We start from the raw sequence: 26599 nt of genomic DNA on the forward strand, positions 1-26599 counted from the left end.
TCGTCCATAGACTGGTGCCTTCCGCCCGAACCGCCCGCCGACGACCCGACCCGCTTCGTGGTTTCCGACACACCGGGCTGCACCGGATGCCGGTGCACGGCCTGTTCGAGGTCCTCTGGGCGCGTACGACCACGCTGCGGCTGCCGTCGGTGCCGGCGGCGGCCGCCGCGGCCGGCGTACGCGCTCGCGGGTGTGCGCACCGCTGAAGGGCCGGGGGGCGGCGCGGCGCCGGTGAGGGCCAGGTGGGAGGGCCCGTGGAAGCGCCCGCGCGAACGGTTCACAGCAGGTCCACGATTCACAGCGGATTCACACGGAATTTCTGGCTCCGGACACAGTTTCGGCGGGCAGGCTCGGTGCATGATCCCGCCCATGCCTCCCCGACCCCGCCCGGCGCACCGCACCCGCGCCGCCCGGCGCACGTCCCGGATCCTGCTGGCGGTGGCCGCCATGGCCACGCTGGTGAGCGTGGACCTGCCCGCCGCCGAGGCGGCACCGCCCCTGGGCGTCACCGCGCAGGCGCAGCCCGGCGCACCGGCGAACCGGGTCGGCGCCCTCTTCGCCGGCAACCTGGACGGCGGCCACTTCTGCACCGCCGCGGTGGTCCACAGCGACGGCCGCGACGTGATCGCCACCGCCGCGCACTGCGTGGGCGACCCGCAGAACACGGTGTTCGCCCCCGCCTACCGCGACGGCCGGGCCCCGTACGGCCTGTGGCGGATCACCAGCGTGTACGTGGCGCCGGGCTGGACGGACGGCCGGGACCCGGACGCCGACATCGCCTTCGCGACGGTGACCCCGGTCGCCGGCGGGCAGCCCGGCTACGTCGAGGACGTGGTCGGCGGCTTCCGCGTGGCGGCCGACCAGCCGGCCGATGCGACGGTCACCGTCCTCGGCTACCCGAGCAGCCTGGAGGCCCCGCTGCGCTGCGCCAACGCCACCACGCTGTTCTCCGCCACCCAGCGCCGGATCGACTGCCCCGACCTCAGCAGCGGCACGAGCGGCAGCCCGTGGCTGGTGGACGGAGCCCTCGCGGGCGTACTCGGCGGCCACGAGGACGGCGGCAGCGTGCCCGAGGTCTCGTACAGCGCGGTGATGGACGACCAGGCGGTGGAGCTGTACCGGGAGGCGGCCGAGGCAGGCTGAGCCGCCGCCGGGGCCCCTGGCCTCCTACCGGCCCTGGCCCGGGACCGGACACGGCGCCTCGGCCGCGTCGCCGTCAGGGAGCGCGGCCGGGGCCTCGAACCAGGTCGGCTCGTCCCGCAGCGCCCGGTGGATCCGGTCGACGGCGAACGGCTCCAGCGGGGGCAGCGCGTCCACCTCGAACCAGGCAACCTCCAGCGACTCGTGATCGTTGGCCCGGGCCTCCCCACCGACCGCCCGGCAGCGGAAGGTGATGTCCTGGAACTGGCACACGTCCCCGTTGGGGTAGGTGATCGGCGCGAGCATCTGCACGAGCACCACCCGCTCCGGGACGCAGCGCACCGCCGTCTCCTCGTACACCTCGCGCACCGCGGTGTCGGCGGGCTGCTCCCCCGGTTCGGCGATCCCGCCGACCACGGACCACCGTCCGGTGTCGGAGCGGCGGCCGAGCAGCACCCGCCCCCGGTCGTCGAGGACGATGGCGGTGACACCGGGCAGCAGGAGCAGCTGGTTCCCGGCCGTGGCGCGGATTGCGCGGATGAACTCAGGCGTGGTCATCCTCCGACCCTACGAGGCGTGGCGTACGCCTCCCGTCAGGCGGCCCGGCGGGCACGCGTCCGGCGTACGAGCACCCAGCCGAGCCCGGCTGCGGCGAGCGCGAGCAGCCCGTACTCCGGCAGCGGCCCGAAGCGGGTCGCAGGGGTCTGCGTGGAACGCAGGGGGATCTCGGCGACCAGCGCGTCGGCCGTGAACATCTCGGTGTGCCGGACGACCCTGCCGTCGGGGCGGATGACCGCGCTGACCCCGCTGGTGACGGGGACGAGGACGGTGCGGCTGTGCTCGACGGCGCGGACCCGGTCCATGGCGAGCTGCTGGTAGGTCATCTCGGTCCGGCCGAAGGTGGCGTTGTTGCTCGGTACGGCGATCACCTGCGCGCCGTCGCGGACGGTGGAGCGGACGGCGTCGTCGAAGGCGGCCTCGAAGCAGGTGACCATGCCGACGCCGCTGCCGGCCATGTCGAAGACGCCCGGCTCCTTGCCGGGCCCGAAGTCGCGGCTGACCCGGTCCACGTCGGCGCTGAAGATCCGGACGAAGGAACGCATGGGGATGCGCTCGCCGAAGGGCTGGATCTTGCGCTTGTCGTACGTGCTGGTCGGGCCCTTGACCGGGTCCCAGAGGATCATGGTGTTGCGCAGCGGGCCGGTCTCGGGGACCAGGACGGAGCCGATCGCGACGGGGACGCCGATGGCCTTGACCGCGCGGTCGATGACGCCGTAGGCGTCGGGCTCGTTGTACGGGTCGATGTCGGAGGAGTTCTCCGGCCAGACGACGAAGTCCGGCTTGGGCACCCGGCCGGCCCGGACGTCCTCGGCGAGCTGCAGGGTGCGGTTGGCGTGGTTGTCGAGCACCGCGCGGCGCTGGGCGTTGAAGTCGAAGCCGGCCCTCGGCACGTTGCCCTGGACCACGGCGGCGACCGCGGTGCCGTCCTCGGCGGCGTCGGAGACCAGCGGGCGGGCGGCGAGGGCCGCGCCGAGCGGGGCGGCGACGCTGAGGGCGGCGAGGGCGGCGGTGGTCCGGCGCGGGTGGTTCAGGGCGGTGCGCAGGGCCTCGTACAGCCCGAAGCCGCACAGGGCCACGGCGAAGGAGAGCAGCGGTGTCCCGCCGAGGGCGGCCAGCGGCAGGAAGAAGCCGTCGGCCTGCCCGAAGGCGAGCTTGCCCCACGGGAAGCCGCCGAAGGGGGCGCGGGCGCGCAGCGCCTCGCCGGCGATCCAGACGGCGGCGCCCCACAGCGGCCACAGGGGCAGCCTGGAGACGAGGGCGATACCGAGGGCGGTCAGCCCCACGAGGAGGGCTTCGACGGTGGCGAGGGCCAGCCACGGCACGGGGCCGACGCCCTCACCGGTCCAGACGAGCAGGGGCAGCAGGAATCCCAGGCCGTGCAGGAGACCGAGGCCGAAGCCGGCGCGGGCCCGGCGGCCGTGGAGGACCCCGCCGAGCACGGCGAGGGCGAGGGGGGCCAGCCACCACAGGGTGCGGGGCGGGAAGCCGGTGTAGAGCAGCACACCGGAGCCGACGGCCAGCGCGGGGCGCAGGAGCCGGGCGGCGGGTCCGCGCAGGCGCTTCCCGTCGCCGTCCGCCGGGGCGTGCGGGGCGGCTTCCGGCCCGGGGTGCGGTGCGGTGGCGTCGGGCTCTCGGATGACACTGCTGCTCATCTGGCGGAGTGTACGTCCCCCGTCCGCACGCCCCCACATGCAAGACCCCGGCCCGGGGTCAGCGGGCGAGGGCACGCAGGTGGGTGCGGATGACCCGGACGGCGTTCTCGGCGTCGTCGACGGTGACCGTGAACACCTTGCCGTCCCCGAGCCGGAGCTCCAGCCCCTCACCGCGCCGGACGATGACGGCGGTGCCCTTCTCGGGGCGCCAGCGGTAACCCCAGCCACCCCACTGCTGGGGGGTGATCCGGGGGACGAACTCGGCGGAGGACACGTCCGCGAGCCGGATCGTCCGCCGGGGCAGCCCTATGTGGCCGCAGCGGACCACCAGGGTCTCGGAGTCGACGGTGACGGCGACGTGCACGAAGGCGAGGGTGCCGTAGAGGATCAGCAGCCCGGCGGCGAGGCAGCCGATCACGGACATGAGGAGCGGGGCGATTCCGGCGGTCCAGGAACCGTGGACGGCGAGCTCGATGCCGAGCGCGAGACAGGCCGCACCGGCCGCCGCGAGCAGCCACTGCCCGCGGTTGGAGGCTCTGCCCGTCCACAGCGGACCCGGGGGGTGAACCGTCATGTGCAGCAGCGTACTCACGTACCGCATGCGTGCCACCAACCTCTCGTCCACTCGGCCCCTACCCGTCCTTGACCTCAAGTGAACTTGAGGTCCTACGGTCGCGGACATGACTTACGACACGAGGTCCGACATGACGTACGACGAGGCAGTGAAGACGGTCCCGGAGCGCTACCGCACCGCGGTGGTGCCGCACATCATGGTGACCGACGCGGCCGCCGCGCTCTCCTTCTACGGGCGGGCCTTCGGAGCGGTCGAGGAGTTCCGGCTCGACCACCCGCAGGGCGGGGTGATGCACGCCGAGGTGCGGATCGGCGCGGCCGTGCTGATGCTCGGCGACGTTTCCGAGGGCCCCTTCACCGCCCCGCCCGCCCTGGGCGGAACCTCGGCCGCCCTGCACGTGTTCGTACCGGACGTGGACGCTCTCGTCCGGACGGCCGCGGCCGAGGGCGCGGAGGTGGTACAGGCGCCGGCCGACCAGTTCCACGGCGACCGGACGGCCATCCTCCGGGACCCTTACGGGCACCTGTGGGTGTTCCTGACCCACCTGGAGGACCTTTCCGGGGAGGAACTGGAGCGCCGGCTCCGGCAGAGCACGGCCGGATAGGCGCACGGGGAGGCAGGACGGGCGCACGCCGGGGCCGGGTCGACGGGGGTGACCCGGCCCCGGGCGGCCGCGCCGGGGCCCGTTCAGCCCGGCAGCAGGCCGAGCAGCGCGTCGCGCAGGGCCGGGCGGCGGGTGGTCGCGAACCGGTGCAGGGTCCGGGACCCGAAGGCGACGCGCTGCGCGCTGCGGCGGCGCTCCCGGTCGTAGGCCCGCAGGGCGGAGGGCAGGGCGGACCGGCCGTGGGCGGCGACCGCGCGGCTCAGCGCCTCGGCGTCGAGGAGTGCGGTGCAGGCTCCCTGGCCCAGGTTCGGGGTCATGGCGTGGCCGTGGAACGCGGCGCGGAGCTCTTCGGCGGTGGTGGCCTCGGGCGCGGTCGCGTACCAGTTGGTGCGGCCCGGCTCGATGGGGGTCATGCCGAAGAAGCGGCCCGCGCCCCAGGTCTCCCCGTACACGCCGGTCTCGAATCCGGCGATTCCGATCCAGGCGACGGTGCCGACCGGGCGCGGGGCGCTCGCGGCGGCGAAACGTACGGTGCGGACGGCGCTGTTGATGCCGTCGGCGCCGACGACGAGGTCGGCGTCCAGAGAGTCGAGCTCGTGGCGACCGCCGAGCCGCCGCCCGTAACCGATCCGCGTGCCGCCGAGCCGGTCGAGTGCGGCGAGCAAGGCGTCGATCAAGTACGGCCGGGAGACGAGCAGTTCGGGCCGACCGGCCTTGCGTTCGATCCGTTCGAGCGGCAGGGAGGCCAGGACGGCGCCGTCGGGGCGGCGGATCTGCCCGCCGCGGTACGGGACCGCGCGGGCCCGGAGGGCGTCGCCGAGGCCGAGCCGGTCCAGGGCGGCTTGCGCGGTGGGGTGGATGCCGAAGGCGGTCCCGTACCGCTCGGGGGTGTGGCGCCGCTCCAGGACGTCGACCGACCAGCCGGCCCGGCGCAGCCCGAGGGCGGTGGCGAGCCCGCCGACCCCCGCTCCGACGACGACGGCCCGGCCGGCGCCGCGCCCGCACCCTTGCCCCGGCCCGTGATCGCCCATCTGGTAACCACCACAACCGTGGTACTACATTTGTGGTACCACGACCGTGGTTAAGCTGTCACGGTGAATCAGGACCGGAGGAACCGGCTGCGCGATGCGGCCGTCTCCGTGCTGGCGGACGCCGGAGGTCGGGGGCTGACGCACCGGGCCGTCGACGCGGCGGCCGAGGTACCGCTGGGCACGGCCAAGAACTACTTCCCCACCCGCGACGCCCTGCTGCGGGCCGTGGCCGAGCGCTGCCTGGAGCAGTACCGGGCACTGGCCGCCGCCCTGGCCGGAGCCGGCCCCGGCCCCGGTGACCGGGACGGGCTCGCGGCCCTGCTGGCCGGGCTGCTGCGGGACGTGGCCGGGCCGGGGCGACCGCGCGTCCTCGCCTATCTGGAACTGCAGGCCGAGGCGGCCCGGCGGCCCTGGCTCGCGGCGCTCCTCGACCCCATCGGGGCGGCCGACTTCGCCGCGTACGGGCACCTTCTGCACGGCGCCGGGCTGGACGGCGGGCCGGCACGGGCCCGCGCCCTGACGCTCGCGCTGCACGGCGCGATCCCCCACCTGCTGACCGGCGCCCCGGACACCCTGGCCGCCGCCGGCCTCGACGACCTGGACGCCTTCACCCGGGGGGTCCTGGCCTTCGTGTGCCCCGAACCACCCGAGCAGGAACGGTGACCACCCGACTCGACCGCGCCGTGGGCGCCGTCCTGGGCTCGGCCGCCGGTGACGCGCTCGGTGCGCCCTACGAGTTCGGCCCCGCAGGGGAGTTGAGTGCGCGCGGCCGCGAAATGCTCGGGGGCGGGGGCTGGGATCCGGGCGAGGCCACCGACGACACCCAGATGGCGGTCCTGGTCGGCGAGGCCCTGCTGGAGCACCACGGCCAGGAACTCCTCGACGTCCTCCCGGACGTCTTCGACCGCTTCCGGCGCTGGGCGGCGGCCGCACCCAAGGACATCGGTCTCCAGACCGAGGACGTCCTGACCAACGGCCATCCCTGGGACCTGGCCGCGGCCCGGCACTTCCAGCTCAACGCGCGGGCGGCGGGCAACGGTTCCCTGATGCGGGCCTCCACCTCGGCGGTGTACTTCGCCCCGGCCGGACGGGAGGCGACGATGGACGCCGCCCGGCGCCTCGCGGCGCTGACGCACGGCGACCGGGCCGCCTGGGAGGGCACCGCGATCCTGCACGAGCTCGTACGGGTGGCGCTGGAGGGATCCGACCCGCTCGCCGCCCTCCCCGGGACCCTGGGGGCGGTGCATCCGGACCACCGCGAACGGTACGCCCGCGTCCTCGCCCCCGACTGGGAGCCCGGCCTGGCCACCGAGTTCAACGGCGCGGTGTGGCCCTGCCTCGGCTCGGCGGTCTGGGCCCTGCGGACGACCACGGGGTTCGCCGAGGCCGTACGGGCCGCCGTGGACCTCGGCGGGGACACCGACACGGTGGCGGCGGTCACCGGCACACTGGCCGGCGCCCGCTACGGGCAGGCGGCGATCCCGCCGGAGTGGACGGCGCCGCTGCACGTGCCCCTGCCCGGGTTCGGGGAGCGGGTGCTCGACGCGGAGGGGCTGCGGGAGCTCGCTCAGCGGCTCGCAGAGGGAACGTAGCCCTCGGCGGACAGTTCCCCGCCCGCCAGCAGCCGACCCTCGGCGTACCCGAACGCGGCGGGCAGGAGCGCGCCTTCCCGGCCGCTGAGCAGGACGGTCAGGGTGCCGGTCGCCGGCAGGTCCGGCTCGGGCCGGGCGCCGATGCGGCGCAGCGCCTGAAGGGCGACGGGCTCGGCGGAGCCGTGGAAGGTGAACGCGTCCGACCCGGTCCGCTCGTTCAGGGCGGCCCGGATGGCCTCCTCGACCAGCTCGTAGTGGGTGCAGCCGAGCACCACGTCGGTGACGTCGGCCGGGGTCAGGGCGGCGGCGGCCGCAACCGCCGCGGCGACGGCCGTCTCGTCGGCCGCCTCAACGGCGTCGGCGAGTCCCGGGCAGGGCACCTCGGTGACGCGGACCCCGGCGGCGAAGTCGCGGATCAGCCCGCGCTGGTAGGAGCTGCCGGTGGTGGCGGGCGTGGCCCAGATCGCCACGCGCCCGCCGACGGCAGCGGCGGGCTTGATCGCCGGGACGGTCCCGATGACGGGGATCACCGGTTCCAGCTCCGCGCGGAGGGTGGGCAGGGCATGCACGGAGGCGGTGTTGCAGGCCACGATCAGCGCGTCCGGGCGCTGCGCGGCGGCGGCCCGGGCGACTCCGAGCGCCCGCTCGGTGAGGTCGGCGGGGGTCCGGGGCCCCCACGGCATCCCGTCGGGGTCCGAGGACAGGACGAGGTCCGCGTCCGGCCGCAGCCGGCGCATCGTGGCGGCAGCCGCGAGGAGGCCGATTCCCGAGTCCATGAGCGCGATCTTCACCCGGCCACTTTAGTCGACGCCCCTCCGACGGCGGCCCCCGGCGGGCCGGGCGGGGGTGTGAGCGGGGGGCCGGCCGGGCCGAGGGGTGGGCGGAGGGCCTGCGCGGTGCTCCGCCGCACCGGGCCGCACCGGCACCGGGCCACTCCGGCACCCCGGCCCGCCGCCCGCCACCCCGCCGAAATCCGCGACAGGCCCCGCAGGTTTCGGCACACTGCCCGCATGGGCCTTCTCAGCGCCGCCTGCCTCTCCCTCGCCGTATGGCTCTGGCTCACGCTCGCCCAGGGGATGTTCTGGCGGACCGATGTACGGCTGCCCCCGCGGAGCGCGCCCGCCCGCTGGCCGTCCGTCGCCATCGTGGTCCCGGCCCGGGACGAGGCCGGGGTGCTGCCGTACAGCCTGCCCTCCCTCCTGGCCCAGGACTATCCGGGCGAGGCCGAGGTCATCCTGGTCGACGACGGGAGCACCGACGGCACCGCCGCCCTCGCGCTGCGGCTCGCTCGGGAGCAGCCGGGGCTGCCCCTGTCCGTCGTCTCGCCCGGCGATCCCGACCCGGGCTGGACCGGCAAGCTCTGGGCGCTGCGCCACGGCATCCGGATCGCCCGCACCTCCCACCCGACCGAGCCCGACTACCTGCTCCTGACCGACGCGGACATCGCGCACGAGCCCGACAGCCTGCGGGAGCTGGTCTGCGCCGCGACCTCCGGCGGGCTGGACCTCGTATCGCAGATGGCACGGCTGCGGGTCGCCTGCTTCTGGGAACGGCTCGTCGTACCGGCGTTCGTCTACTTCTTCGCCCAGCTCTACCCCTTCCGCCGGGTCAACCGCCCCACCGGCCGGACCGCCGCCGCGGCCGGCGGCTGCGTCCTGCTGCGGACGGAGGCCGCCGTGCGGGCGGGCGTGCCCGAATCGATCCGGCAGGCCGTCATCGACGACGTCTCGCTGGCGCGCGCCGTGCAGCGCTCCGGCGGCCGGATCTGGCTGGGGCTCGCCGAGCGGGTGGACAGCGTGCGCCCCTACCCCGCCCTCGCCGACCTCTGGCGGATGGTTTCGCGCAGCGCCTACGCGCAACTGCGCCACCGGCCACTGCTGCTGGCCGCGGCGGTGGCCGGGCTCGTGCTCGTCTATCTCGTCCCCCCGGCCGCCCTGTGCGCGGGGCTCGCAACCGGGCGGCCGGCCACTGCCTGGGCCGGCGCGCTCGCCTGGCTGCTGATGGCGGCCACGTACCTGCCGATGCTGCGGTACTACCGGCAGTCGGCGCTGTTCGCGCCGCTGCTTCCGCTCACGGCGCTGCTGTACCTGCTGATGACCGTCGACTCGGCCGTGCAGCACCACCGGGGCCGGGGGGCGGCGTGGAAGGGCCGTACCTATGCCCGTCCGAGCGACGCCTGAAACGGCAAACTGCCGTCCGGGACAACGTCATCCGAGGTCACCGCGTTGTGACGGTGCGTCAACACCAAGTCGGTGCAACAGCCAACCGTCCGGCACGAGTAGGAACAAGCCGGGGTGGAAGTGGCGAATCGTGCACCTGAACGTGAAGTGAAAGCTGTGGCGCTGACCTGCGAATATGCAGGTCAGCGGGGGGTTCGTCACACCTCGCTATGGACCCGGTGAAGTCGTGGGCTTAACTTAGGTCCCATGACCTCCCCCCGCTCCACTTATGGCGGCGGTTACTACTCCGCGCCCTCCTTCCCGGACACCCCCATCTACGACTCCCTCGTCGCCGAACGCGGCACTCCGCAGATCGCTCCGATCCGCGTTCCGGCCGCGTACGACTCCCCGAGCGCGGGCTACCAGAGCGGTGGGTACCTCCCGGCCCTTCCTTCCGCTTTGCCCGCGCTGCCCCCGGCCTCGCCGCAGCAGCAGCCGGCGTACGGGTACCCCCCGTACCAGCAGCAGGCCGCCCAGCCGATGCCGCTGCAGAACGCGCCCGCGCCGTTCATCCCGCAGCAGCAGCCGGCCGGGGCCCGGGCGGGGTACGCCCCGCAGCTCCAGCCGCAGCAGCCCCGCCCGGTCGCCACGGCCACCGGGTACGAGTCCATGCGCCCGGCGGCGCCGCGTCCGATGCAGGTTCCGGCTCCGGTGCCGGCCGCCTCGTACGAGGACCCGTACGGCCGCCCCTACCAGGGGCGCGGCTACTGAGCGGGCGCTGACGCCCGCTGGGGTGGCGGTGGGAGCGCCTGGCAGGATGCTCCCATGGCGAACTTGTATGTCCAGGCACTCCACGTACATCCCGTCAAGTCGGTAGCGGGGACAGCTCCCGACGAGGTGGCCGTGGAGCCCTGGGGCCTGTCCGGTGACCGGCGGTGGGCCCTGGTGGATGCCGAGGGCACGGTCCTCACCCAGCGCCAGCAGCCGCGTCTGGCTCTGGCGCACGCCCGGCCGCTGGGGGGCGGCGGGGTGGCGCTGGGGGCGCCCGGTATGGCCGATCTGGTGGTGGAGGTTCCCGAGCCGGGGCCGCTGGAGCCGGTCGTGCTGTTCGGCAAGAAGATCGAAGCCGTGGTCGCCGCGGGAGCCGCGGCCGACTGGTTCAGCGCGTACCTCGGGACCGGGGTGCGCCTGGTGCACATGGACGACCCTGCCGTACGGCGGCCCGTGGACCCGGATTACGCACGGCCGGGCGAGACGGTGAGCCTGGCCGACGCCTATCCCGTGCTCCTCACCACGCTCGCGTCGCTGGACGCGCTCAACTCCCTGATCGCGCAGGGGGACCATCCCGAGGAGGGTCCGCTGCCGATGAACCGGTTCCGGCCCAATGTGGTGGTCGCCGGGGCGCAGCCCTGGGCGGAGGACGGCTGGCGGCGCATCGCGATCGGCGACGCCGTCTTCCGCGGGGTGCGGGAGTGCGGGCGGTGCATCGTGACGACGACCGACCAGCGGACGGCCGAGCGGGGCAAGGAGCCCCTCAAGACGCTCGCCAAGCACCGGAGGATCGGCAAGTCGCTGGCCTTCGGCCGGCAGCTGGTGCCGGTCCGGACGGGCACAGTACGGGTCGGCGACGAGGTCCGCGTCCTGGAATGAGCCGACGCGTGAGCCCCGCGGAATGACACCTTCGAGGGGCTCTGGGGGAACTGTGGAACCGGGCGGTGCCGCCGGGCCGTTGGATCAGACGACACGTACGACGAGAAGGTGCAGTGACCGTGCACCGGATCGGGTGGCGTGATCCCGTACGTCCCGGAATGCGAGCAGCCGGAGTCTGCGGGAGTCTTGGACGGCAGGCAGGCGGAGGCTGGCACAAGTTGGGGGAGCCGGACCGTGTGGACAGCAATGGGTGTGTGGCGCTGGCGGCGCAATCCGCTGCGCCGCCCGACCGATCTCTTCGAGGCGTGGGTGGCGCTCACCGCGCTGGTGTGCGTCCTGCTGGTGGCCCCGGCCGTCGGATGGATCGCGGGCCTGAGGGTCGACGGGACGCTGCAGCGCGCTGCGCGCGAGCAGCGGCAGGAGCGGTATCTGGTTCCGGCTGTGGTGCTCCGGCCGGCCCAGGATCCGATCGCGGGAGCGGGCGCCGACCCGTCGGCGCAGCGGCAGACCCCGCAGCGCACGCAGATCGTGGCGGCGTGGACGGCCCCGGACGGCAGCAGCCATCAGGGCACGGTGCCGGCCGCGGAGGAACCGCCGCAGGCCGGCGACCGGTTCCGGATATGGACCGATACGCAGGGCCGGCTGGTGGGGCGTCCGCTCGACCCGACGTCCGCCAGCAGCAATGCGGCGGTCGTGGGACTGGCCGCGGGCGTGGGCGTGGCGGCACTGGCGGAGACGGTCCGCCGGCTGGTCGTACGGCGGCTGGTGCATCGGAGGTACGCGTCCCTGGACCGCGCGTGGGCCGCGGTGGGACCGGACTGGGGCCGGGCGGGCGCGGGCAGCTGACCTGGCGCCCTGGCCGCCCCGCGCGCGCTACGGTGGACCGGCCGGAGCAGCCCGTTCACCGCTGTGAGCGGCTCAGCGGGTTCGGTGGGTTCGGTCGGTTCGACAGCGCGTAGAACGAGGGCGGGGGCACGGCAGCACGATGGCACAGGGCACGGTCCAGGTGACGCACAGCGGGTCTTCGCGGTGGCGGCGCCGCTCCGCCGAGTATCCGACGTTGGCCGCCGCGCTCGCCGCCGCGGGCGACGGGGACGTCCTGTCCATCGCTCCCGGCACCTACCGGGAGAACCTGGTGCTGCACCATGCCGTCACCCTGCGCGGACCCGAGGGCGCGGTGGGCTCGGTGCGGATCGCCCCGCCCGACGGGGTGGCCCTGACCCTGCGCGCCTCGGCCGTGATCCAGGACCTCCATGTGGAGGGGCAGGACCGGGCGGCGCCCGCACTGCTCGTCGAGGAGGGCTCCCCCGAGCTCACCGAGCTGCGGGTGAGCACCCGGTCGGCGGCCGGCATCGAGGTGCGCGGCGGGGCGCGGCCCCTGGTGCGCCGGTGCACCGTCGAGAACCCGGCGGGCGTCGGGATCGCCGTGGTGGACGGTGGCGGCGGGGTGTTCGAGGAGTGCGAGGTGGTGGCCGCCGGGCAGAGCGGCGTCGTCGTGCGCGGCGGCGGCCGTCCCCGGCTGGAGCGGTGCCGGATCCACCACACCTCCGGCGCGGGCATCGCGGTCACCGGCGAGGGTTCGGCCCTGGAGGCCCTGGGCTGCGAGGTGTACGAGGTCCAGGGTGCCGGCGTGCAGATCGCCGCCCGCGCGGCGGCCCGCCTCACCGACTGTGCGGTGCACCGCACCTCGGCCGACGGGGTCACCCTCGACACCGACGCGGTGCTGTCGCTGTCGGGCTGCGACATCCACGACATCCCGGAGAACGCGGTGGACCTCCGCTCGCGTTCGGTACTCACCCTCAGCCGCACCACGGTCCGGCGCTTCGGCCGCAACGGTCTGTCGGTGTGGGACCCGGGCACCCGGGTCGATGCCGAATCCTGCGAGATCCACGACAGTACGGGCGACTACCCGGCGGTGTGGATCAGTGACGGGGCGACCGTGTCCCTGGAGTCCTGCCGGGTCCACGACGTTCCCGACGCCGTCTTCGTGCTGGACCGCGGTTCCCGCGCGGACGTGGTCGACAGCGATCTGTCGCAGGTGCGCAACACGGCCGTGTCGGTGAGCGACGGGGCGACGGCGCAGCTGGACGACTGCCGGATCCGGGAGGCGGCGACGGGAGCCTGGTTCCGCGACCACGGCAGCGGCGGCACCTTGGCCAACTGCACCATCGACGACGTGCAGACCGGGGTGATCGTCACCAAGGGCGCCGATCCCACACTGGAGCGCTGCACCGTCGACTCCCCCACCGAAGCCGGTTTCTACGTGTCCGCGGGCGGCCGGGGGAACTTCCACTCCTGCCGGGTCACCGGCAGCGCCGGCTTCGGCTTCCACGTCCTCGACGGCTGCCGCACCCTGCTGACCCGCTGTCACACCGAGCGCTGCGCCCGCGGCGGGTACGAGTTCGCGGAGGACGGCCCGGTCGCCGAGGACTGCACCGGCGACGCCTCCGGCCCCCGGCTCGCCGCCCACGCGGGAGCGGGCGGTGCCCAGACCGGCGGGCGGGCGGGAATCCGTACGGTCACCGCCGCGCAGGGCCCCGTACCGCAGGGGGCGCAAGCGGCGGGGCAGGTGCCCGCGGCGCGCCCCGCGGACGAGGCGGGGGAGGTGCCTGCGGCGCGCGCCTCGGGCGAGGTGCTGGGCCAGCTCGATGCGCTGGTGGGCCTGGAGAGCGTCAAACGCGAGGTGCGCGCGCTCACGGACATGATCGAGGTGGGGCGGCGACGGCAGCAGGCCGGCCTGAAGGCTGCCTCGGTGCGCCGGCACCTGGTGTTCACGGGCTCTCCGGGCACCGGCAAGACCACGGTGGCCCGGCTCTACGGGGAGATCCTCGCCTCCCTGGGAGTGCTGGAGCGCGGGCACCTGGTCGAGGTGTCCCGGGTGGACCTGGTCGGGGAGCACATCGGCTCGACGGCGATCCGGACCCAGGAGGCCTTCGAGCGTGCGCGCGGCGGGGTGCTGTTCATCGACGAGGCGTACGCGCTGGCACCGGAGGACTCGGGCCGGGACTTCGGGCGCGAGGCGATCGACACCCTGGTGAAGCTGATGGAGGACCACCGGGACGCGGTGGTGGTGATCGTCGCCGGGTACACGGCGGAGATGGAGCGCTTCTTGACGGTCAATCCGGGCGTCGCCTCCCGCTTCTCGCGGACCATCACCTTCGGCGACTACGGGCCGCAGGAGCTGCTGCGGATCGTGGAGCAGCAGGCGGAGGAGCACGAGTACCGGCTCGGCGAGGGCACGGCCGGAGCGCTGCTGAGGTACTTCACGGAGCTGCCCAAGGGCCCTGCCTTCGGCAACGGCCGCACGGCGCGCCAGACCTTCGAGTCGATGGTCGAGCGGCACGCGGGCCGGGTGGCCCAGCTGGCGGATCCGGGGACGGACGAGCTCACCCTGCTGTTTCCGGAGGATCTGCCGGTGCTGCCGGCTCCCTGCTGATCCGGGGGCCCGGTACGGCGGCCCGCGGGGGCTTGCCCAGGCGGGCGATCAGTGCGTCGCGTTCGACGGCGAAGGCGGGGTCGGCCTGGTAGTCGAAGTGGCCGAGGATCGGCGCGGGCAGGGGGTGACGGGCGCTGCGCCCGTAGGCGACCGGGTCAGGGAGCGGCCCCCGGTCCACGGATCCGGCGGCGCCGGTGAGCACCGGGCCTCCGATGGGGTCGGTGGCCCGCCACAGGTTGCGCCAGCAGTCGACCTCCCCGTGCAGGGCGGTGAGCGGCCCCGCCCCGAAGTAGGCCGGGAACCACCGTCCGTAGAGCCGGGCGAGCGGCGAGCCGTAGGTCAGGAGGCCGACGCGGCGGCGGACGTGCGGCGGCAGCTGCCAGACGGCGGCGGCCGCGAGGACGCTGCCCTGGGAGTGGCCGGAGATCACCAGGCGGCGGCCGGTGCGGGCGGTCCAGCCGGCCATCCGCCAGGTGAGGTCGGGCACGGCCCGTTCGGCGTAGCAGGGCGGTGCGAAGGGGTGGGCGGCGCGCGGCCAGAAGGTGCCCACGTCCCAGAGCACGCCGATGGTGCGGCGGGCGGCGGGGTCGCGGTAGGCGCGCCGGCCCCAGGTGACGAAGAGGACGAAGCCGAGCCCGACCAGCCAGGACCCGGCGTCCTGGGCGGCGCGGGCCGCGGCGGCCGGCAGCGGGTGCGCCCCGCGGGCGGCCTCGCCGGGGACCTGCCCGGTGAGCCAGGCTCCGGCGAGGGCGCCCGCGCCGAGGAGCAGGGTGGTCCCGGCGACGGCCGCCACGAGCCAGGGCGCCTCGTCGGTGAGCGCGGCGGCGGCCCGGACGCCGGCGATCCGGCGGCTGCGGTCGGCATCGGGCCGCTCCCCCGGGTACTCGGCGGCCACGGTGGCGGCGAGACGCCGCCGGACGCGGGCCGCGCGCACCGCGAACCAGGCGGCGAGCAGGGCCAGTACGAGCAGCAGCGGCGGCAGGACGGCGGCCTGCCAGGAGAGCAGTACGGGCGGGCCGGCCAGCGGGGAGCCGGCGAGGCCGGGCGTCGCGCCGCCGTCGAGCCAGTCGGCGACGCGCTGGGCGACGCCCGCGGACATCACCCCGCCGAGGGCGCAGCCGAGGACGGCGACGGCGGGCCCGCCGAGCCCGTACAGGGCGGCCGAGGGGTCGGGCGCGAACCGGTACAGGCGGACGGCGACGGCGGCGAGGACGAGCACGCAGCAGCCCTGGCCGAGCATCAGCGCGCCGAAGGCGAGGTCGCCGGGGAGCCGCCCGGCGGAGCTCCACCCGGGGCGCGACCAGCCGGCGTGGAGGAGGACGGCGGCCAGGAGGGCAAGGGCCGCGCCGGGCAGGGCGGTGACGGCGGCGCGGTCGAGGCGGTGGTCGGCGCGTGCCTCGGTACGGCCGCGCCGGCAGACCACCCAGACCACGGCGAGCGCACCGGCGGCGAGGAGCAGTTCCAGGACCCAGCCGAGGGCTTCGAGGACGGGGGCGCCGGCGCGGCGGTCGTACCGGGCGGTGGGTACGGCGACGGCGACCGCGACGGTGAGCAGCCCGGCGGCGGTGTGCGCGGCGCGCAGCCGGGCCACCAGCCGCCGCCCGTACCAGAATCCGGGACGGCCGAGCGGGGGCGGCACACCGGGGGCCGCGGGGGTGGGGGCGGGTGCGGGGCCGCCGGCAGCGGCTTCGAGCGGGGCTTCGCCGCCCGCGCTGTCCGCGGCGGCTTCGGCGGTGGTCTCGGCGGCGGTCTCGGCGGGGGTCTCGGCGGGGGGCGACTGGGACTCGTACGCGCTCCACGTGCGGTTCGACAGGAACCACAGCAGCCAGGTCAGCGCGGCGGGCACCAGCGCGCCGAGCGCGAGCCGCCGCCCGGGCTGCCCCCACCACCCGCCGGGTGCCAGGAAGCCGAGCCAGGAGCGGCGGCCGGTGCACTGCGCGGACCCCGCGCACTGCCAGGCGAACAGGTCGAGCGCGACCTCGCAGGCGGCGGCGATGAGCAGGACGGTGAGGCTCAGCGCGAGGACGCGTACGAGGAGCCCGTACGTCCGCGCCGCACGCGGCGGGGCGTCCGCGGCGGGCGGGGCGGGCCGGGCCCAGTGCGCGAGGTTGACCACCATGAAGGGCAGGAGCAGCAGCCACAGGGCGCGGGCTCCGTTGCCGGAGGTGAGCCGGGACCAGCAGTACGCCTCGATCACGGGCCGGCCGGCGTACCTCTCGGGGTGGGCCTCGGCGTCGGCGTCCTCGGCACGGCGGAAGACGGCGGCGGTGGAGTCGCCGGTGACGCGTACGGTGCGCGGATCGCCGAGCAGCTCGTCGGGGGACGCGCCGTGGACTCCGTGGACGCGGAGTTCGAGGGCCAGGGGTCGGGGGGCTGGGGGAATGTCCGGCACGGCGGCCTCCGCTCACGGTGGCGGGATCAGCGCAGGTCCAGCATCCCGCGCGGGCGGGCGCGTGCCTAGGGGTTGTCCCCCGTAAGAGGAGCCCGGCCGCAGACATCTGACGACGCGACAGGTAGGGTTCGCCCGCAACGCCCGCGTGCCCGCAACCCCCGCACACCCATACGCCCGCACAGCCGCCGCACACCCGCAGACGCTTCCCCGTCGCACCCGCAGGAGGGACCGACATGGCTCGCCGACTCCGCCCGGTGGGGCTGGACTTCACCGAGTACGCCCCGGTACGTCTGACCTTCGCCGCCCGGACGGCCGCCGCGCCGGAGGCCGTGTACCGGGCACTGGCCGAGGAGGTCGAGGGCTGGCCGCGCTGGTTCCGGGCGGTGACCCTCGCCCGGCCGACGCACGGCGGGGCGGGCCGGGAGATCAGACTGCTGGGCGGTGTCCGCTTCCAGGAGACGATCATGGCCGCGGACCCCGAGCAGCGCTATGCGTACCGCGTCGACGAGACCAACGTGCCGGGCGTCCGGGCCCTGTTGGAGGAATGGCGGCTGACCCCCGCCGATGCGGGCTGCGGCACCCACGTCCGCTGGACCTTCGCCGCGGACGGCTCGGCGGCGTTCCGCATCGCCCTGAGCGCCTCCCGCCCGGGCCTCGGACACTCCTTCCGCGCGGCCGTCCAGGCGCTGGACGCCCGGCTGCCGGCCCAGCGCCGGGCGGACCGCGGGCAGTGAGGCCGGGGCGGTGGGACCCGCGGGGGCCCGGTCAGGCCGCGGGTTCCCGCCAGACGCCCGTGGTCAGCAGGGTCTCGATCGTCTTCGCGTACGGGGCGACGTCCAGGCCCTGCGCGGCCAGCCACTCGTCCGAGTAGTACTTGTCGAGGTACCGCTCGCCCCCGTCGCACAGCAGCGTGACCACGCTGCCGGTGCGGCCCTCCGCCACCATCTCCGAGATGATCTTCAGCGCGCTCCACACCCCCGTGCCGGTCGATCCGCCCGCCTTGCGCCCGATGGCCCGTTCCAGCGCACGGCACGCGGCGACGCTGGCCGCGTCCGGGACCTTCATCATCCGGTCGATGGCGCCCGGCACGAAGCTCGGCTCCATCCGCGGGCGTCCGATGCCCTCGATGCGCGAGCCGCAATCGCTGCTCGCGTCCGGGTCGTTGCCCGTCCAGCCGTCGAAGAAGCAGGAGTTCTCCGGGTCGGGGACGCACACCCGGGTGTCGTGCTGCATGTAGTGCACGTAGCGCGCGATGGTCGCGGAGGTGCCGCCGGTCCCGGCGGTCGCCACGATCCAGGCGGGCTCGGGGTAGCGCTCCAAGCGGAGCTGCTGGTACATCGATTCGGCGATGTTGTTGTTGCCGCGCCAGTCCGTCGCCCGCTCCGCGTACGTGAACTGGTCCATGTAGTGACCGCCGGTGCGCGCCGCGAGGTCCGCCGACTCCTCGTACATCTTCATCGGGTCGTCCACGAAGTGGCATTCCCCGCCGTGGAATTCGATCAGACGGCACTTCTCGGGGCTGGTGGTGCGCGGCATGACGGCGATGAACGGGACGCCGATGAGCTTGGCGAAGTACGCCTCGGAGACCGCCGTCGAGCCGGAGGAGGCCTCGATGACGGGACGGCCGGGGCGGATCCAGCCGTTGCAGAGCGCGTAGAGGAACAGCGAGCGCGCGAGGCGGTGCTTGAGGGAGCCCGTCGGGTGCGTGGACTCGTCCTTGAGGTAGAGGTCGATGCCCCACGCCTCGGGGAGCGGGAAGCGCAGCAGGTGCGTGTCGGCGGAGCGGTTGGCGTCGGCCTGGACCTTGCGCACGGCCTCTTTCAGCCAGTCGCGGTAGTCCGCGTCGCTGCGGTCGACGTCGATCGTCGTGACCGCGGTACCGGTGGTGCCGGTGGTAGCTGTGGTGCTCATGCGCCGTGCTCCTTCGTGCGTTTCTTCGCCCCCTGCTTTCGCAATGTACCTCCCTCACCTGCACAAACGGTCACTTTGGGTATCCATGCGGATCGCTTTCGATCGCGTTCGGTTGCATACATGGGCACCGTGGGTGACCCTGGGGTATTACCGAGGGTGCAGCACCCGTAACACTCATGTCGGGGAGTCGCAGCCGTGATCAGTCATTCCCGCAGGCACTGCGTCGTCGAACTGCAGGCCCTGCCGTCCCGGATCGGACAGATCCGCCGGATCGTATCCGCGCAATTGCGCCACTGGCAGCTCGACCCGCTCATAGACCGGGCTGCGCTCGGCGTGACGGAGCTGCTCAGCAACGTCCACCGGCATGCGCAGCCGGACAAGACCTGCACGGTCGAGATCGAACTCCGCCTCGGGCGCCTGACGGTCTCGGTGATCGACAGCGATCCGCGGCTCCCGGTCCTGCGCGAGGCGGCCGCCGACGCACTGGAGACCTGCGGGCGCGGGCTCGCGCTCGTGGCGGCGGTCAGCGAGGCCTGGGGCGCCCGCCACCAGGACGACGGCCCGGGCAAGGTGGTGTGGTTCTCCCTCCGCGCCGCCCCCGCACCGGCGGCGCCGCAGCGTCCGGTGCGCATCGGTTCGAAGCCCGTACGAGAGCCCGCCCCGGCCGCGATCGTCGCCGTGGACCCGGGAGGCGTCCCGGCCGGCCTGTCGGTGGCGGCGTCGGTCGGCGCCAGGCCCGGGTAGCGGTTCCGCCGCCGCAGCCGCGACCGGCCGAGGTCAGGCAGCCGCGCCGAGGGTGCCCAGCGGGTCGTCGAGCACCGGCTGCCACGCCAGCTCCGCCGCCCCCACCAGGCTGTTGTGGTCGAGCGTGCAGGGCAGGATCGGCACTCCCCCGCTGCGCCCCCACAGACTGCGGTCCGCGACCACCGCGCGCAGCCGCTCTGGGTCGGCCTGGAGCAGATCGCGGTGCAGGCCGCCGAGGATGATCCGGTCCGGGTTGAGGATGTTCACCAGGCCCGCCAGGCCCAGCCCGAGCCGGTCGATGAGCTCTTCGGCAGCCGCCCGTACCGAGGGCTGCGCGTACTCCTCGCGCAGCAGGTCGCGGGCCTGCTGGAGCAGGGAGACCCGGGGGCCGGGGGTGCGGCCCGCCGCGGTGAGGAAGGCCAGCGGGTCCGCCTCCACGTCGAGACAGCCGCGGCCGCCGCAGTGGCAGGCCCTCCCCTCGGGGTTCACGGTGAGGTGGCCCACCTCCAGGGCGAGGCCGGAACTCCCGCTGTGCAGGCGGCCGTCGAGGACCAGCGCCCCGCCGACCCCGCGGTGCCCGGTGGCCACGCACAGCAGGTGCTGGGCGCTGCGGCCCGCACCGTGGCGGTGCTCGGCGAGGGCGGCCAGGTTGACGTCGTTCCCGGTGAGCGCCGGGCCGTCGATCCCCGCCGCCTTCACGCAGTCGGCGAAGATCGCCCGTACGGGAGAACCGGCCGGCCAGGCCAGGTGCAGCGGGTTGAGGGCCGTGCCCTCCGGCTCCGCGACCGCCGACGGGACGGCGAGTCCGGCGCCGACGCAGCGCCGGCCGGTCTCGGCGAGCAGCGTCGCGCCCGCTTCGACGACGGCGCCGAGGACCTGTGCCGGATCGGCGGAGACGGTGACCTTGCCGGGGGCGGTGGCGACGATCCGGCCGCCGAGTCCGACGAGCGCGGCCCGGAACCCGTCGGCGTGCACCTGTGCGGCCAGGGCCACGGGGCCGTTCTCCTCGATGGAGAGCCGGTGCGAGGGCCGGCCCTGCCCGCCGCCCGCGCCGCCGGGGCGGGAGTCGACGCGGATCAGGCCGAGGGCCTCCAGTTCGGCGGCGACGGCCCCGGCGGTCGCCCGGGTGACGCCCAGCTCGGCGGTCAGGACGGCGCGGGTCGGTGCCCGGCCGGTGTGGACGAGCTCCAGCGCCGGGCCGAGGGCGCCGCGGCCCCGCTCCAGTTTGGTCCTGCCGGACGCGGTGGTCGCGGAGGTCGCGGAGGTCGCGGTGGTCGCGGTGGTCACTTCCCCCACCCGCTGCGGGGCCCCGTTGCCGTTCATGACAGCGATCCTCGCATGATCGGTGGGGTGCACGGCGCCGTGGATCAGCGGGGCGGCAGTCAGGGCAGGTCCAGGCCGCTGACCCGCAGGGTGAGGTTCAGCCGCCCGGTCAGCCCGAGCCAGGCCGGGCCGGTGCCCGGCATGACCTTCGGCACCCCGTGGTACGCGAGGCGGGCCGGGCCGCCGAAGACGAACAGATCCCCGCTGCGCAGCTCCACGTCCGTGTAGGGGCGGCCCCGTGAGGCGGTGGTGCCGAAGCGGAACACGCAGCTGTCGCCGAGGCTGAGCGAGACGACCGGCGCGCCGGACTTCTCGTCGGAGTCGCGGTGCATGCCCATGCGGGAGTCACCGCCGTAGAAGTTGATCAGGGCGATGTCGTAGGCCGCCTCGGCCGCCGGGCCCGTGTCGCCGCGGCCGTATGCGCAGGCCACCGCTTCCCGCCCCAGCTGCGCGAGCCAGTCGGGCATCGGCTTGACCGGCGCCCCGTCGCCGTCGACGGCGGTGCGGGCGTACCCGTACGGATACCAGTGCAGTCCGAGGCACACCTGGCGGGCGGTCATCGTCCCGCCGCCCGGGGTGTGCACCGTCCGCAGCCCCGCTGGCGGGCGGGCCCAGGTCCGGCAGGCGGCGAGCAGCTCGCGCTGGCGCTCGGGGGCGAGCCAGTCGGGCACGTGCACCGCGCCCGGGGCGATCTCGGTCCGCTCGCGCGGGAAGAGTTCCCCATTCATGCTCCCCATTGTCATAGGCGGCTGCGACACTGCCCGCATGAAGATCATTGAGCATGTGGAAACCCTGACGCGGGAAGGCGAGTTGCTCGCCGACGTGGCGGAGCGGGCGGGTACGGACGCTCCGGTGCCCACCTGTCCGCAGTGGCGTGTCGCCGATCTGCTGCGGCACACGGGGGCGGTGCACCGGTGGGCGGCCGGTTTCGTACGGGACGCGGCCGTGGAGCCCGCGCCGTTCCCGGACGCGCCGGAACTGGCCGGAGCGGAGCTGCTGGCCTGGTTCCGCGAGGGTCACCGGGCGCTGGTGCGCACGCTGACCGACGCCCCGGCCGATGTCCAGTGCTGGACCTTCCTGCCGACGGCCGCGCCCTCCCCGCTGGCGTTCTGGGCACGGCGCCAGGCGCACGAGACGACGGTGCACCGGATGGACGCGGAGGCGGCGCTCGGTACGGGGTACGGGCCGGTGACCGCGGAGTTCGCGGAGGACGGGGTGGACGAGCTGCTGGTCGGCTTCCACGCCCGCCCGCGCAGCCGGGTCCGGACGGAGCAGCCGCGGGTCCTGCGGATCCGCGCCGCCGACACGGGCGCGGTGTGGACCGTCCACCTGTCCCAGGAGCCGCCCCGCACGGTGCTCGGCGACGCGGGCCCCGCGGACTGCGAGGTGACCGGCGAGGCGTCCTGGCTGTACGCGGCCCTCTGGAACCGCCTCCCACTGGCCGGGCCGAAGGTCACCGGCGACGAGACGCTGGCCCGCCTGTGGACGGAAACCGCCGGCATCTGACGACCAGCGTCACCAAAGCACCGGATCCGACCGCCCGCAGCGACGAACCGGCGGAAGCGGGGCGGGCCCCGACCACCCGCCAAGGGGGCAACCGGGGCCCTCACCCCGACCGTCCGGGCACGCCCGGCGGCGCGCGGAGACCTACGCGAGCAAGCCGCACGGGGGCGGCACCGGGGGCAGCTTCTGGGCGAGACCGCTCCCCACCGTGACCACGGTCAGCCACGGCAGCCTGCGGTACGGCGCCCGCAGGGCGAGAACCCCGGCTCCGGACGCGTCCAACGGCCGCGTGCCCCGCCCGGCGGGCAAGTACGCGGGGCACGTCGGGGACCGGCACCCGGCAGGCGGCCAGGCACCGGGCAGGGCTGCGGAGCCTCCACCACCCACCCACCCACCCAGCCAACGCCGACCGCGGGGGCGGGAGCCCTGGGCGCCCGCCCGACAGAGGGCGGCTACCGCGCCGCCGGACCACGCCCGGCGCGTCAGGAAACGGCACCAACCACAGGCCCGCCACCACTCGGCGGACGAGACCGTCCAGCCGACGCCGACCACCGGCGGCACGGCACCCCAGCGGACCGGGACCGGACCCGGAGCGCCGTGGGGCGGCGCGCCGGGCCCATTGGGGAACCGGCAGCCGGCAGAACGCCGGGTGGGGACGCTCAGGCTCCAGCCCTCGGACCGCTGGGCCGAGGGCTGAACGCCCGGCGGCGCAGCTGCCAGCGCTCCGGACACCCGGCTCCGACCGCCCCGCCCCCGACGCGAGCACGCCGTAGTGCCGGACCGGCCGACGGGCAGCAGCGCACCCGGCCGCCAAGGGCTCACACAGGCACCGCCGCCCGTCGGCGGGGCAGCGGGCCCGTGACCGGGTAAGGGCGGCACGGCACCTCCCGGTCACGCCACCCGGCAAGCACGGCATCTGTGGGCCCGGCACCCCGGCCGGCACGATCCCTGCCGGTCAGGCCACCCGACGGGCGAGGCCGCGGCCGCCCACCGGACGCGCCCCACCGCCGCGCCTGGCCGACCCAGGTGCGGCCGCGGGGGCTCGGCAGGGCGACCGCGTCATGGGTGAAGGTGGGGACGGTGGCTCCCGGAGAGCGGGCGGGAGCCGGCCCGGACCGGGTCAGGAGGTGGGGAGGCCGATGCCGTGGGCCAGTTGGGTCGCGGCGTGGGCGAAGAAGGTGTCGCGGTCTTCGACGACGCGGTCGAACTGGCCGAACAGCTCGAAGGAGATCAGGCCCACCAGCTGCGCCCAGGCCGCCACCAGGGCGGGCGTGACCTCGGGGGGCAGGCCCTCGGCGAAGTCCGCCGTCATGCGGAGGGCCTCGGGGCGCAGCGCGGCGGGCAGCGGCGGGAGGGCGAGGCCTCGGCCCTCATAGGCGGCCCGGACGATGCCGATGAGGGTGTTGCCGACGCGGGACGCGGGGCCGACGGTGTCCACGGGGGCGCTGTACCCGGGGACCGGGGAGCCGTAGATGAGGGAGTACTCGTGCGGGTGCTCCAGCGCCCAGGCCCGTACGGCCTCGCAGACCGCGACCCAGCGCGCGCGGGGCGGGGCGGCTGCCGCGAGGGCACGGGCGTCCGCCTCCTCGGCGGCGGCGCCGACGCTGTCGTAGGCGTCGACGATCAGCGCGGTGAGGAGCTCGTCGCGGCTGGGGAAGTAGCGGTACAGGGCGGAGGAGACCATGCCCAGCTCTCTGGCGACCGCACGCAGCGAGAGTTTGGCTGCGCCCTCGGCCGCGAGCATGCGGCGGGCCTCGTCCTTGATGGCGGCGGTCACCTCGATGCGGGCCCGTTCTCGGGCCCCTCGCACGGTACTCATGCGCTCAGTGTGCCACGCGGAGAGAGCAGTGCCCACAATGGGCAGCGCCGATCCATTTAGAGAGCACTGCTCTTGCTTTGGTGCATCGATCCGTGCACACTGATCTCAAGCGAGAGCACCGCTCTCCAAAACGCTTCCGGAGGTCGTCATGACTGCGCGCACCCCCTACTACGTCCAGGCCGGCCCGCTCGCCACCCGCTTCAACGCCCTCTTCGGCAAACTCGCCCGCTTCGGCGTCAGCCTCGCCGGCTCCGCCGAGCTGTCGGTGCGCGGACGCACGTCCGGCCGGATGCAGCGGATCCCGGTGAACCCGCACACCTACGAAGGACAGCAGTACCTGGTCTCGGCGCGCGGCCACTCCCAGTGGGTCCGCAACATGCGGGCGGCGGGCGGCGGTGAGCTCCGCGTGGGCCGCAAGCTGCGTACGTTCACGGTCGTCGAACTCACCGACCCCGCCCAGAAGGCGCCGGTGATCCGCGCCTACCTGGAGAGGTGGGGCTGGCAGGTCAACCAGTTCTTCCAGGGCGTCACGGCGCAATCCTCAGACGCGGAACTGCAGGCCGTGGCCGACGACCACCCGGTCTTCGCCCTCACGGTGTCCAACTGACCGCCCGCCACACCACGCGCCCGCCGACCAACTGGCTGGCGGCGGGCCGGCCGGCGGCTCCACCGGAAGCATCCCGGCCAAGAACCACCGCCCGCCCCCGATGGGATCCAGCTCGCGAATCGGGGCGTTCTTCGAGGTTGGCAGTGGAGCAGCGAGCCCCAAGTCATGGAGCCGGACCGCTGCGACGGCATGGCCTGGTGCCCGCCCGACGCCCTCCCCACGCCGACGGTGGTACTGCCGGGCCGGGCTGGACGTCTACCGCGCTCACCTTCCCGCCGCCGTGCACTTCCAGCAGCAGGGCGACACCGTTCGCACACACCCCGCACGGCCCCGACCGCACCCGACTCCTGCCTGGCCCGCCGACCGATGCAGTCGAGCTTCCCCACCAGCTTGGCGTGTTCGCGGAGAAGGCCGCGGGCCGGACCGCGGAGGCGACGGAGGTGTCTTGGATGCGCACCGGCAGCCGGGTGTGGCGGCTCACCGGGGCGGGTGGCGGCACCTGGTACCTCAAGCGGCACCGCGGGCGGAAGTTCCACGAGAGGGAAGTCACCGCGCACCAGTCGTGGGTGCCGGCGCTCGGCCGCCAGGCTCCGCGTCTCATTGCGGCTGATACCGATGCGCAGACCGTCGTTTCAAGGGCGCCGGGCAGGCCGGCAACTTCACCGTCACCCCGCCCACCTCCGACCACAACTGGCGCGAGTGGTCCCTGGACAGCGTGACTTGGACGAAGGTCGTCACCGGCGGCGTCAACGGCGCCAAGACCATCAGCATCACCCCGCCCAAGGACGGCACCCACACCCTCCAGGTGCGCACGGTCGACAAGGCCGACAACAAGTCCGAGCCGGTCTCGTACACCTTCCACGCCGGCCCGGGCGGCTTCGTCCAGCCCGCCGAGGGCGAGCGCACCGCCCGCCGCCTCCCGCTGGTCGCGGAGGCCGACGGCGCCAAGTGCAACAACGTCTCCTTCTCCTGGCGGCGCTCCGAGGCCGACGCCTGGGTGACCATCCCGGCCGGTGACGTCACCTCCGGCGGCACCCCGCTGACCGCCTGGCCCGCCCCGCTGGTCAACGGCAAGAACGCCGCACTGGTCTGGAACGCCACCGACACCGTCAACCCCGACGGCACCGTGCAGAGCCGGGCGCCGGCGCTGCCGTCTGGGCCTACCGCATCGTCCGTGTCGCGCGTGCCGCGAAGGGCATGGACGGTGGCCTCCGCGCCGGCCGCGCCACGTCCTGGCCGGCGGGCCGCATGTGGGTGGGCCGGGGCTCCAGCCGGTTCGGCGGCAACCTCGGCCGGATCTCCCGCGACAAGCTCCGCCAGTGGCGTCGTCCGACGCACAAGTCGGACGGCCACTGGAAGTCCAACTTCCAGTGGCGCAACAAGTCGTCGCAGAAGTGAAGAATAACTACCATGTCTACCACCGCCGCCCGTGGTGGCGCCGGTGGCGGTAAGGAAGGCACGAGGATGAGCCAGGACTACTCCGCCCTGGACGGACTCCTGGGCATCGGCGCCGATGCCGAGGGCCGCGCCTTCTACCTGCGCGTGGCCGCAGGCAAGATGGCGTACGACCGCAGCGGCGAGACCTTCGACTACATCCAGGTCATCCGCCACGACACCGAGGCCCCCTGCAGGCCGGCGGACGCGAACGACATGTTCGAGACCGACTGCCTGGAGGAGATCGCCGACGAGCTGCGCCGCGGCGTGCTCGACTGGTACGACGAGCTGCTCGAGTTTTGTACGCCCACCGCCGAGGAGCTGGAGACGATCCGCTCCGCGACCGGCTGGACGCAGTAGCCCGGCGGCCCGGCTGCTCTGAAAGACGACGGCATGCTGCTTGATCAGCAGGGTCTGGATGTCCTGGTAGTTGCGGGGGTCGAGGACGCCGCCGAGCCCGATCAGGG

The 26599-nt window shown here is 74.7% G+C and carries 24 protein-coding genes and 1 pseudogene; 15 read left to right on the top strand and 10 right to left on the bottom strand.

Features of this window, described 5'->3' with window-relative positions; translation table 11 throughout:
• Positions 1 to 369: 369 nt before the first annotated feature.
• The gene (locus tag ABZ128_RS31660) at positions 370 to 1143 is read left to right on the top strand and encodes a trypsin-like peptidase domain-containing protein (protein WP_356852860.1); all 774 of its coding nucleotides are present in this window, start codon (positions 370 to 372) and stop codon (positions 1141 to 1143) included.
• Between the two features lie 24 nt (positions 1144 to 1167).
• Here the strand turns inward: ABZ128_RS31660 and ABZ128_RS31665 are convergent, their stop codons facing one another.
• Genes ABZ128_RS31665 through ABZ128_RS31675 form a run of 3 tightly spaced genes read right to left on the bottom strand, consistent with a single transcriptional unit; the run spans position 1168 to position 3927 of the window.
• Entirely contained in the window at positions 1168 to 1698 is a 531-nt protein-coding gene (locus ABZ128_RS31665) for an NUDIX domain-containing protein (protein WP_356852862.1), read from the bottom strand.
• Positions 1699 to 1733: 35 nt separating this feature from the next.
• Positions 1734 to 3353 (bottom strand): apolipoprotein N-acyltransferase, encoded by a 1620-nt coding sequence (gene lnt / locus ABZ128_RS31670; RefSeq protein WP_356852863.1) that lies wholly within the window; start codon positions 3351 to 3353, stop codon positions 1734 to 1736.
• A gap of 58 nt (positions 3354 to 3411) precedes the next feature.
• Positions 3412 to 3927, bottom strand: coding sequence for a hypothetical protein (locus ABZ128_RS31675; protein WP_356852865.1), 516 nt, complete (start codon positions 3925 to 3927; stop codon positions 3412 to 3414).
• Positions 3928 to 4033: 106 nt separating this feature from the next.
• Here ABZ128_RS31675 and ABZ128_RS31680 point away from each other — a divergent pair, with 106 nt between their 5' ends.
• A complete protein-coding gene (locus tag ABZ128_RS31680) occupies positions 4034 to 4531 on the top strand; it encodes a VOC family protein (RefSeq protein ID WP_356852866.1) in 498 nt (165 codons plus the stop codon).
• A gap of 83 nt (positions 4532 to 4614) precedes the next feature.
• Here ABZ128_RS31680 and ABZ128_RS31685 read toward each other — a convergent pair whose 3' ends face one another.
• Complete coding sequence (locus ABZ128_RS31685; protein WP_356852868.1) at positions 4615 to 5562, bottom strand: NAD(P)/FAD-dependent oxidoreductase; 948 nt, start codon at positions 5560 to 5562, stop codon at positions 4615 to 4617.
• A gap of 63 nt (positions 5563 to 5625) precedes the next feature.
• Here ABZ128_RS31685 and ABZ128_RS31690 point away from each other — a divergent pair, with 63 nt between their 5' ends.
• Entirely contained in the window at positions 5626 to 6225 is a 600-nt protein-coding gene (locus ABZ128_RS31690) for a TetR/AcrR family transcriptional regulator (protein WP_356852869.1), read from the top strand.
• Entirely contained in the window at positions 6222 to 7154 is a 933-nt protein-coding gene (locus ABZ128_RS31695; protein WP_356852871.1) for an ADP-ribosylglycohydrolase family protein, read from the top strand. The genes ABZ128_RS31690 and ABZ128_RS31695 overlap by 4 nt, the downstream gene beginning before the upstream one ends.
• On the opposite strand, the gene ABZ128_RS31700 is transcribed toward ABZ128_RS31695, so the two are convergent.
• Positions 7130 to 7945, bottom strand: a complete 816-nt coding sequence (locus tag ABZ128_RS31700) for an aspartate/glutamate racemase family protein (protein ID WP_356852873.1) — start codon at positions 7943 to 7945, stop codon at positions 7130 to 7132. The genes ABZ128_RS31695 and ABZ128_RS31700 overlap by 25 nt on opposite strands.
• Before the next feature lie 219 nt (positions 7946 to 8164).
• On the opposite strand from ABZ128_RS31700, the gene ABZ128_RS31705 reads away from it, so the two are divergent.
• From ABZ128_RS31705 to ABZ128_RS31725, 5 genes are all read left to right on the top strand, one after another.
• Positions 8165 to 9334, top strand: coding sequence for a glycosyltransferase (locus tag ABZ128_RS31705; protein WP_356852874.1), 1170 nt, complete (start codon positions 8165 to 8167; stop codon positions 9332 to 9334).
• A gap of 246 nt (positions 9335 to 9580) precedes the next feature.
• Positions 9581 to 10084 carry a DUF6643 family protein gene (locus ABZ128_RS31710; protein WP_356852876.1) on the top strand — a complete coding sequence of 168 codons (504 nt, stop codon included), beginning with the start codon at positions 9581 to 9583 and terminating at the stop codon, positions 10082 to 10084.
• Between the two features lie 54 nt (positions 10085 to 10138).
• The gene (locus tag ABZ128_RS31715; RefSeq protein WP_356852877.1) at positions 10139 to 10963 is read left to right on the top strand and encodes an MOSC N-terminal beta barrel domain-containing protein; all 825 of its coding nucleotides are present in this window, start codon (positions 10139 to 10141) and stop codon (positions 10961 to 10963) included.
• 234 nt (positions 10964 to 11197) lie between these two features.
• The gene (locus ABZ128_RS31720; RefSeq protein ID WP_356852879.1) at positions 11198 to 11809 is read left to right on the top strand and encodes a hypothetical protein; all 612 of its coding nucleotides are present in this window, start codon (positions 11198 to 11200) and stop codon (positions 11807 to 11809) included.
• Positions 11810 to 11948: 139 nt separating this feature from the next.
• Positions 11949 to 14399: a right-handed parallel beta-helix repeat-containing protein gene (locus ABZ128_RS31725; RefSeq protein WP_356852881.1), complete on the top strand. Its 2451-nt coding sequence runs from the start codon at positions 11949 to 11951 to the stop codon at positions 14397 to 14399.
• Here ABZ128_RS31725 and ABZ128_RS31730 read toward each other — a convergent pair.
• Positions 14350 to 16791: a hypothetical protein gene (locus ABZ128_RS31730; RefSeq protein ID WP_356852883.1), complete on the bottom strand. Its 2442-nt coding sequence runs from the start codon at positions 16789 to 16791 to the stop codon at positions 14350 to 14352. The two genes, ABZ128_RS31725 and ABZ128_RS31730, sit on opposite strands and share 50 nt — an antisense overlap.
• 233 nt (positions 16792 to 17024) lie before the next feature.
• Here ABZ128_RS31730 and ABZ128_RS31735 point away from each other — a divergent pair, with 233 nt between their 5' ends.
• Positions 17025 to 17525 (top strand): SRPBCC family protein, encoded by a 501-nt coding sequence (locus ABZ128_RS31735; protein WP_356852884.1) that lies wholly within the window; start codon positions 17025 to 17027, stop codon positions 17523 to 17525.
• A gap of 31 nt (positions 17526 to 17556) precedes the next feature.
• On the opposite strand, the gene ABZ128_RS31740 is transcribed toward ABZ128_RS31735, so the two are convergent.
• Positions 17557 to 18702: a PLP-dependent cysteine synthase family protein gene (locus ABZ128_RS31740; protein ID WP_356852886.1), complete on the bottom strand. Its 1146-nt coding sequence runs from the start codon at positions 18700 to 18702 to the stop codon at positions 17557 to 17559.
• A 195-nt stretch (positions 18703 to 18897) separates the two neighbouring features.
• On the opposite strand from ABZ128_RS31740, the gene ABZ128_RS31745 reads away from it, so the two are divergent.
• Positions 18898 to 19446: an ATP-binding protein gene (locus ABZ128_RS31745; protein WP_356852887.1), complete on the top strand. Its 549-nt coding sequence runs from the start codon at positions 18898 to 18900 to the stop codon at positions 19444 to 19446.
• 33 nt (positions 19447 to 19479) lie between these two features.
• On the opposite strand, the gene ABZ128_RS31750 is transcribed toward ABZ128_RS31745, so the two are convergent.
• Both ABZ128_RS31750 and ABZ128_RS31755 read right to left on the bottom strand, forming a co-directional pair.
• Positions 19480 to 20769: an ROK family protein gene (locus tag ABZ128_RS31750; RefSeq protein ID WP_356852888.1), complete on the bottom strand. Its 1290-nt coding sequence runs from the start codon at positions 20767 to 20769 to the stop codon at positions 19480 to 19482.
• Between the two features lie 59 nt (positions 20770 to 20828).
• Positions 20829 to 21497, bottom strand: coding sequence for an alpha-ketoglutarate-dependent dioxygenase AlkB (locus ABZ128_RS31755; RefSeq protein WP_356852889.1), 669 nt, complete (start codon positions 21495 to 21497; stop codon positions 20829 to 20831).
• A gap of 37 nt (positions 21498 to 21534) precedes the next feature.
• On the opposite strand from ABZ128_RS31755, the gene ABZ128_RS31760 reads away from it, so the two are divergent.
• Complete coding sequence (locus ABZ128_RS31760; protein WP_356852891.1) at positions 21535 to 22275, top strand: maleylpyruvate isomerase family mycothiol-dependent enzyme; 741 nt, start codon at positions 21535 to 21537, stop codon at positions 22273 to 22275.
• Between the two features lie 1117 nt (positions 22276 to 23392).
• Here ABZ128_RS31760 and ABZ128_RS31765 read toward each other — a convergent pair.
• Positions 23393 to 24091, bottom strand: coding sequence for a TetR/AcrR family transcriptional regulator (locus ABZ128_RS31765; RefSeq protein WP_356852892.1), 699 nt, complete (start codon positions 24089 to 24091; stop codon positions 23393 to 23395).
• Positions 24092 to 24239: 148 nt separating this feature from the next.
• Between ABZ128_RS31765 and ABZ128_RS31770 the strand changes: the two genes are divergently transcribed.
• The 3 genes and pseudogenes from ABZ128_RS31770 to ABZ128_RS31780 all read left to right on the top strand — a co-directional run bounded on the left by ABZ128_RS31770 (position 24240) and on the right by ABZ128_RS31780 (position 26492).
• Positions 24240 to 24698, top strand: coding sequence for a nitroreductase/quinone reductase family protein (locus ABZ128_RS31770; RefSeq protein WP_356852894.1), 459 nt, complete (start codon positions 24240 to 24242; stop codon positions 24696 to 24698).
• Positions 24699 to 25320: 622 nt separating this feature from the next.
• Positions 25321 to 25878, top strand: a pseudogene (locus ABZ128_RS31775) (hypothetical protein); the annotation flags it as partial.
• A gap of 230 nt (positions 25879 to 26108) precedes the next feature.
• Positions 26109 to 26492, top strand: a complete 384-nt coding sequence (locus ABZ128_RS31780) for a hypothetical protein (protein ID WP_356852895.1) — start codon at positions 26109 to 26111, stop codon at positions 26490 to 26492.
• The last annotated feature ends 107 nt before the right edge of the window (positions 26493 to 26599 follow it).

The sequence above is a fragment of the Streptomyces sp. NPDC006326 genome (assembly GCF_040612915.1).
Lineage (GTDB): Bacteria > Actinomycetota > Actinomycetes > Streptomycetales > Streptomycetaceae > Streptomyces.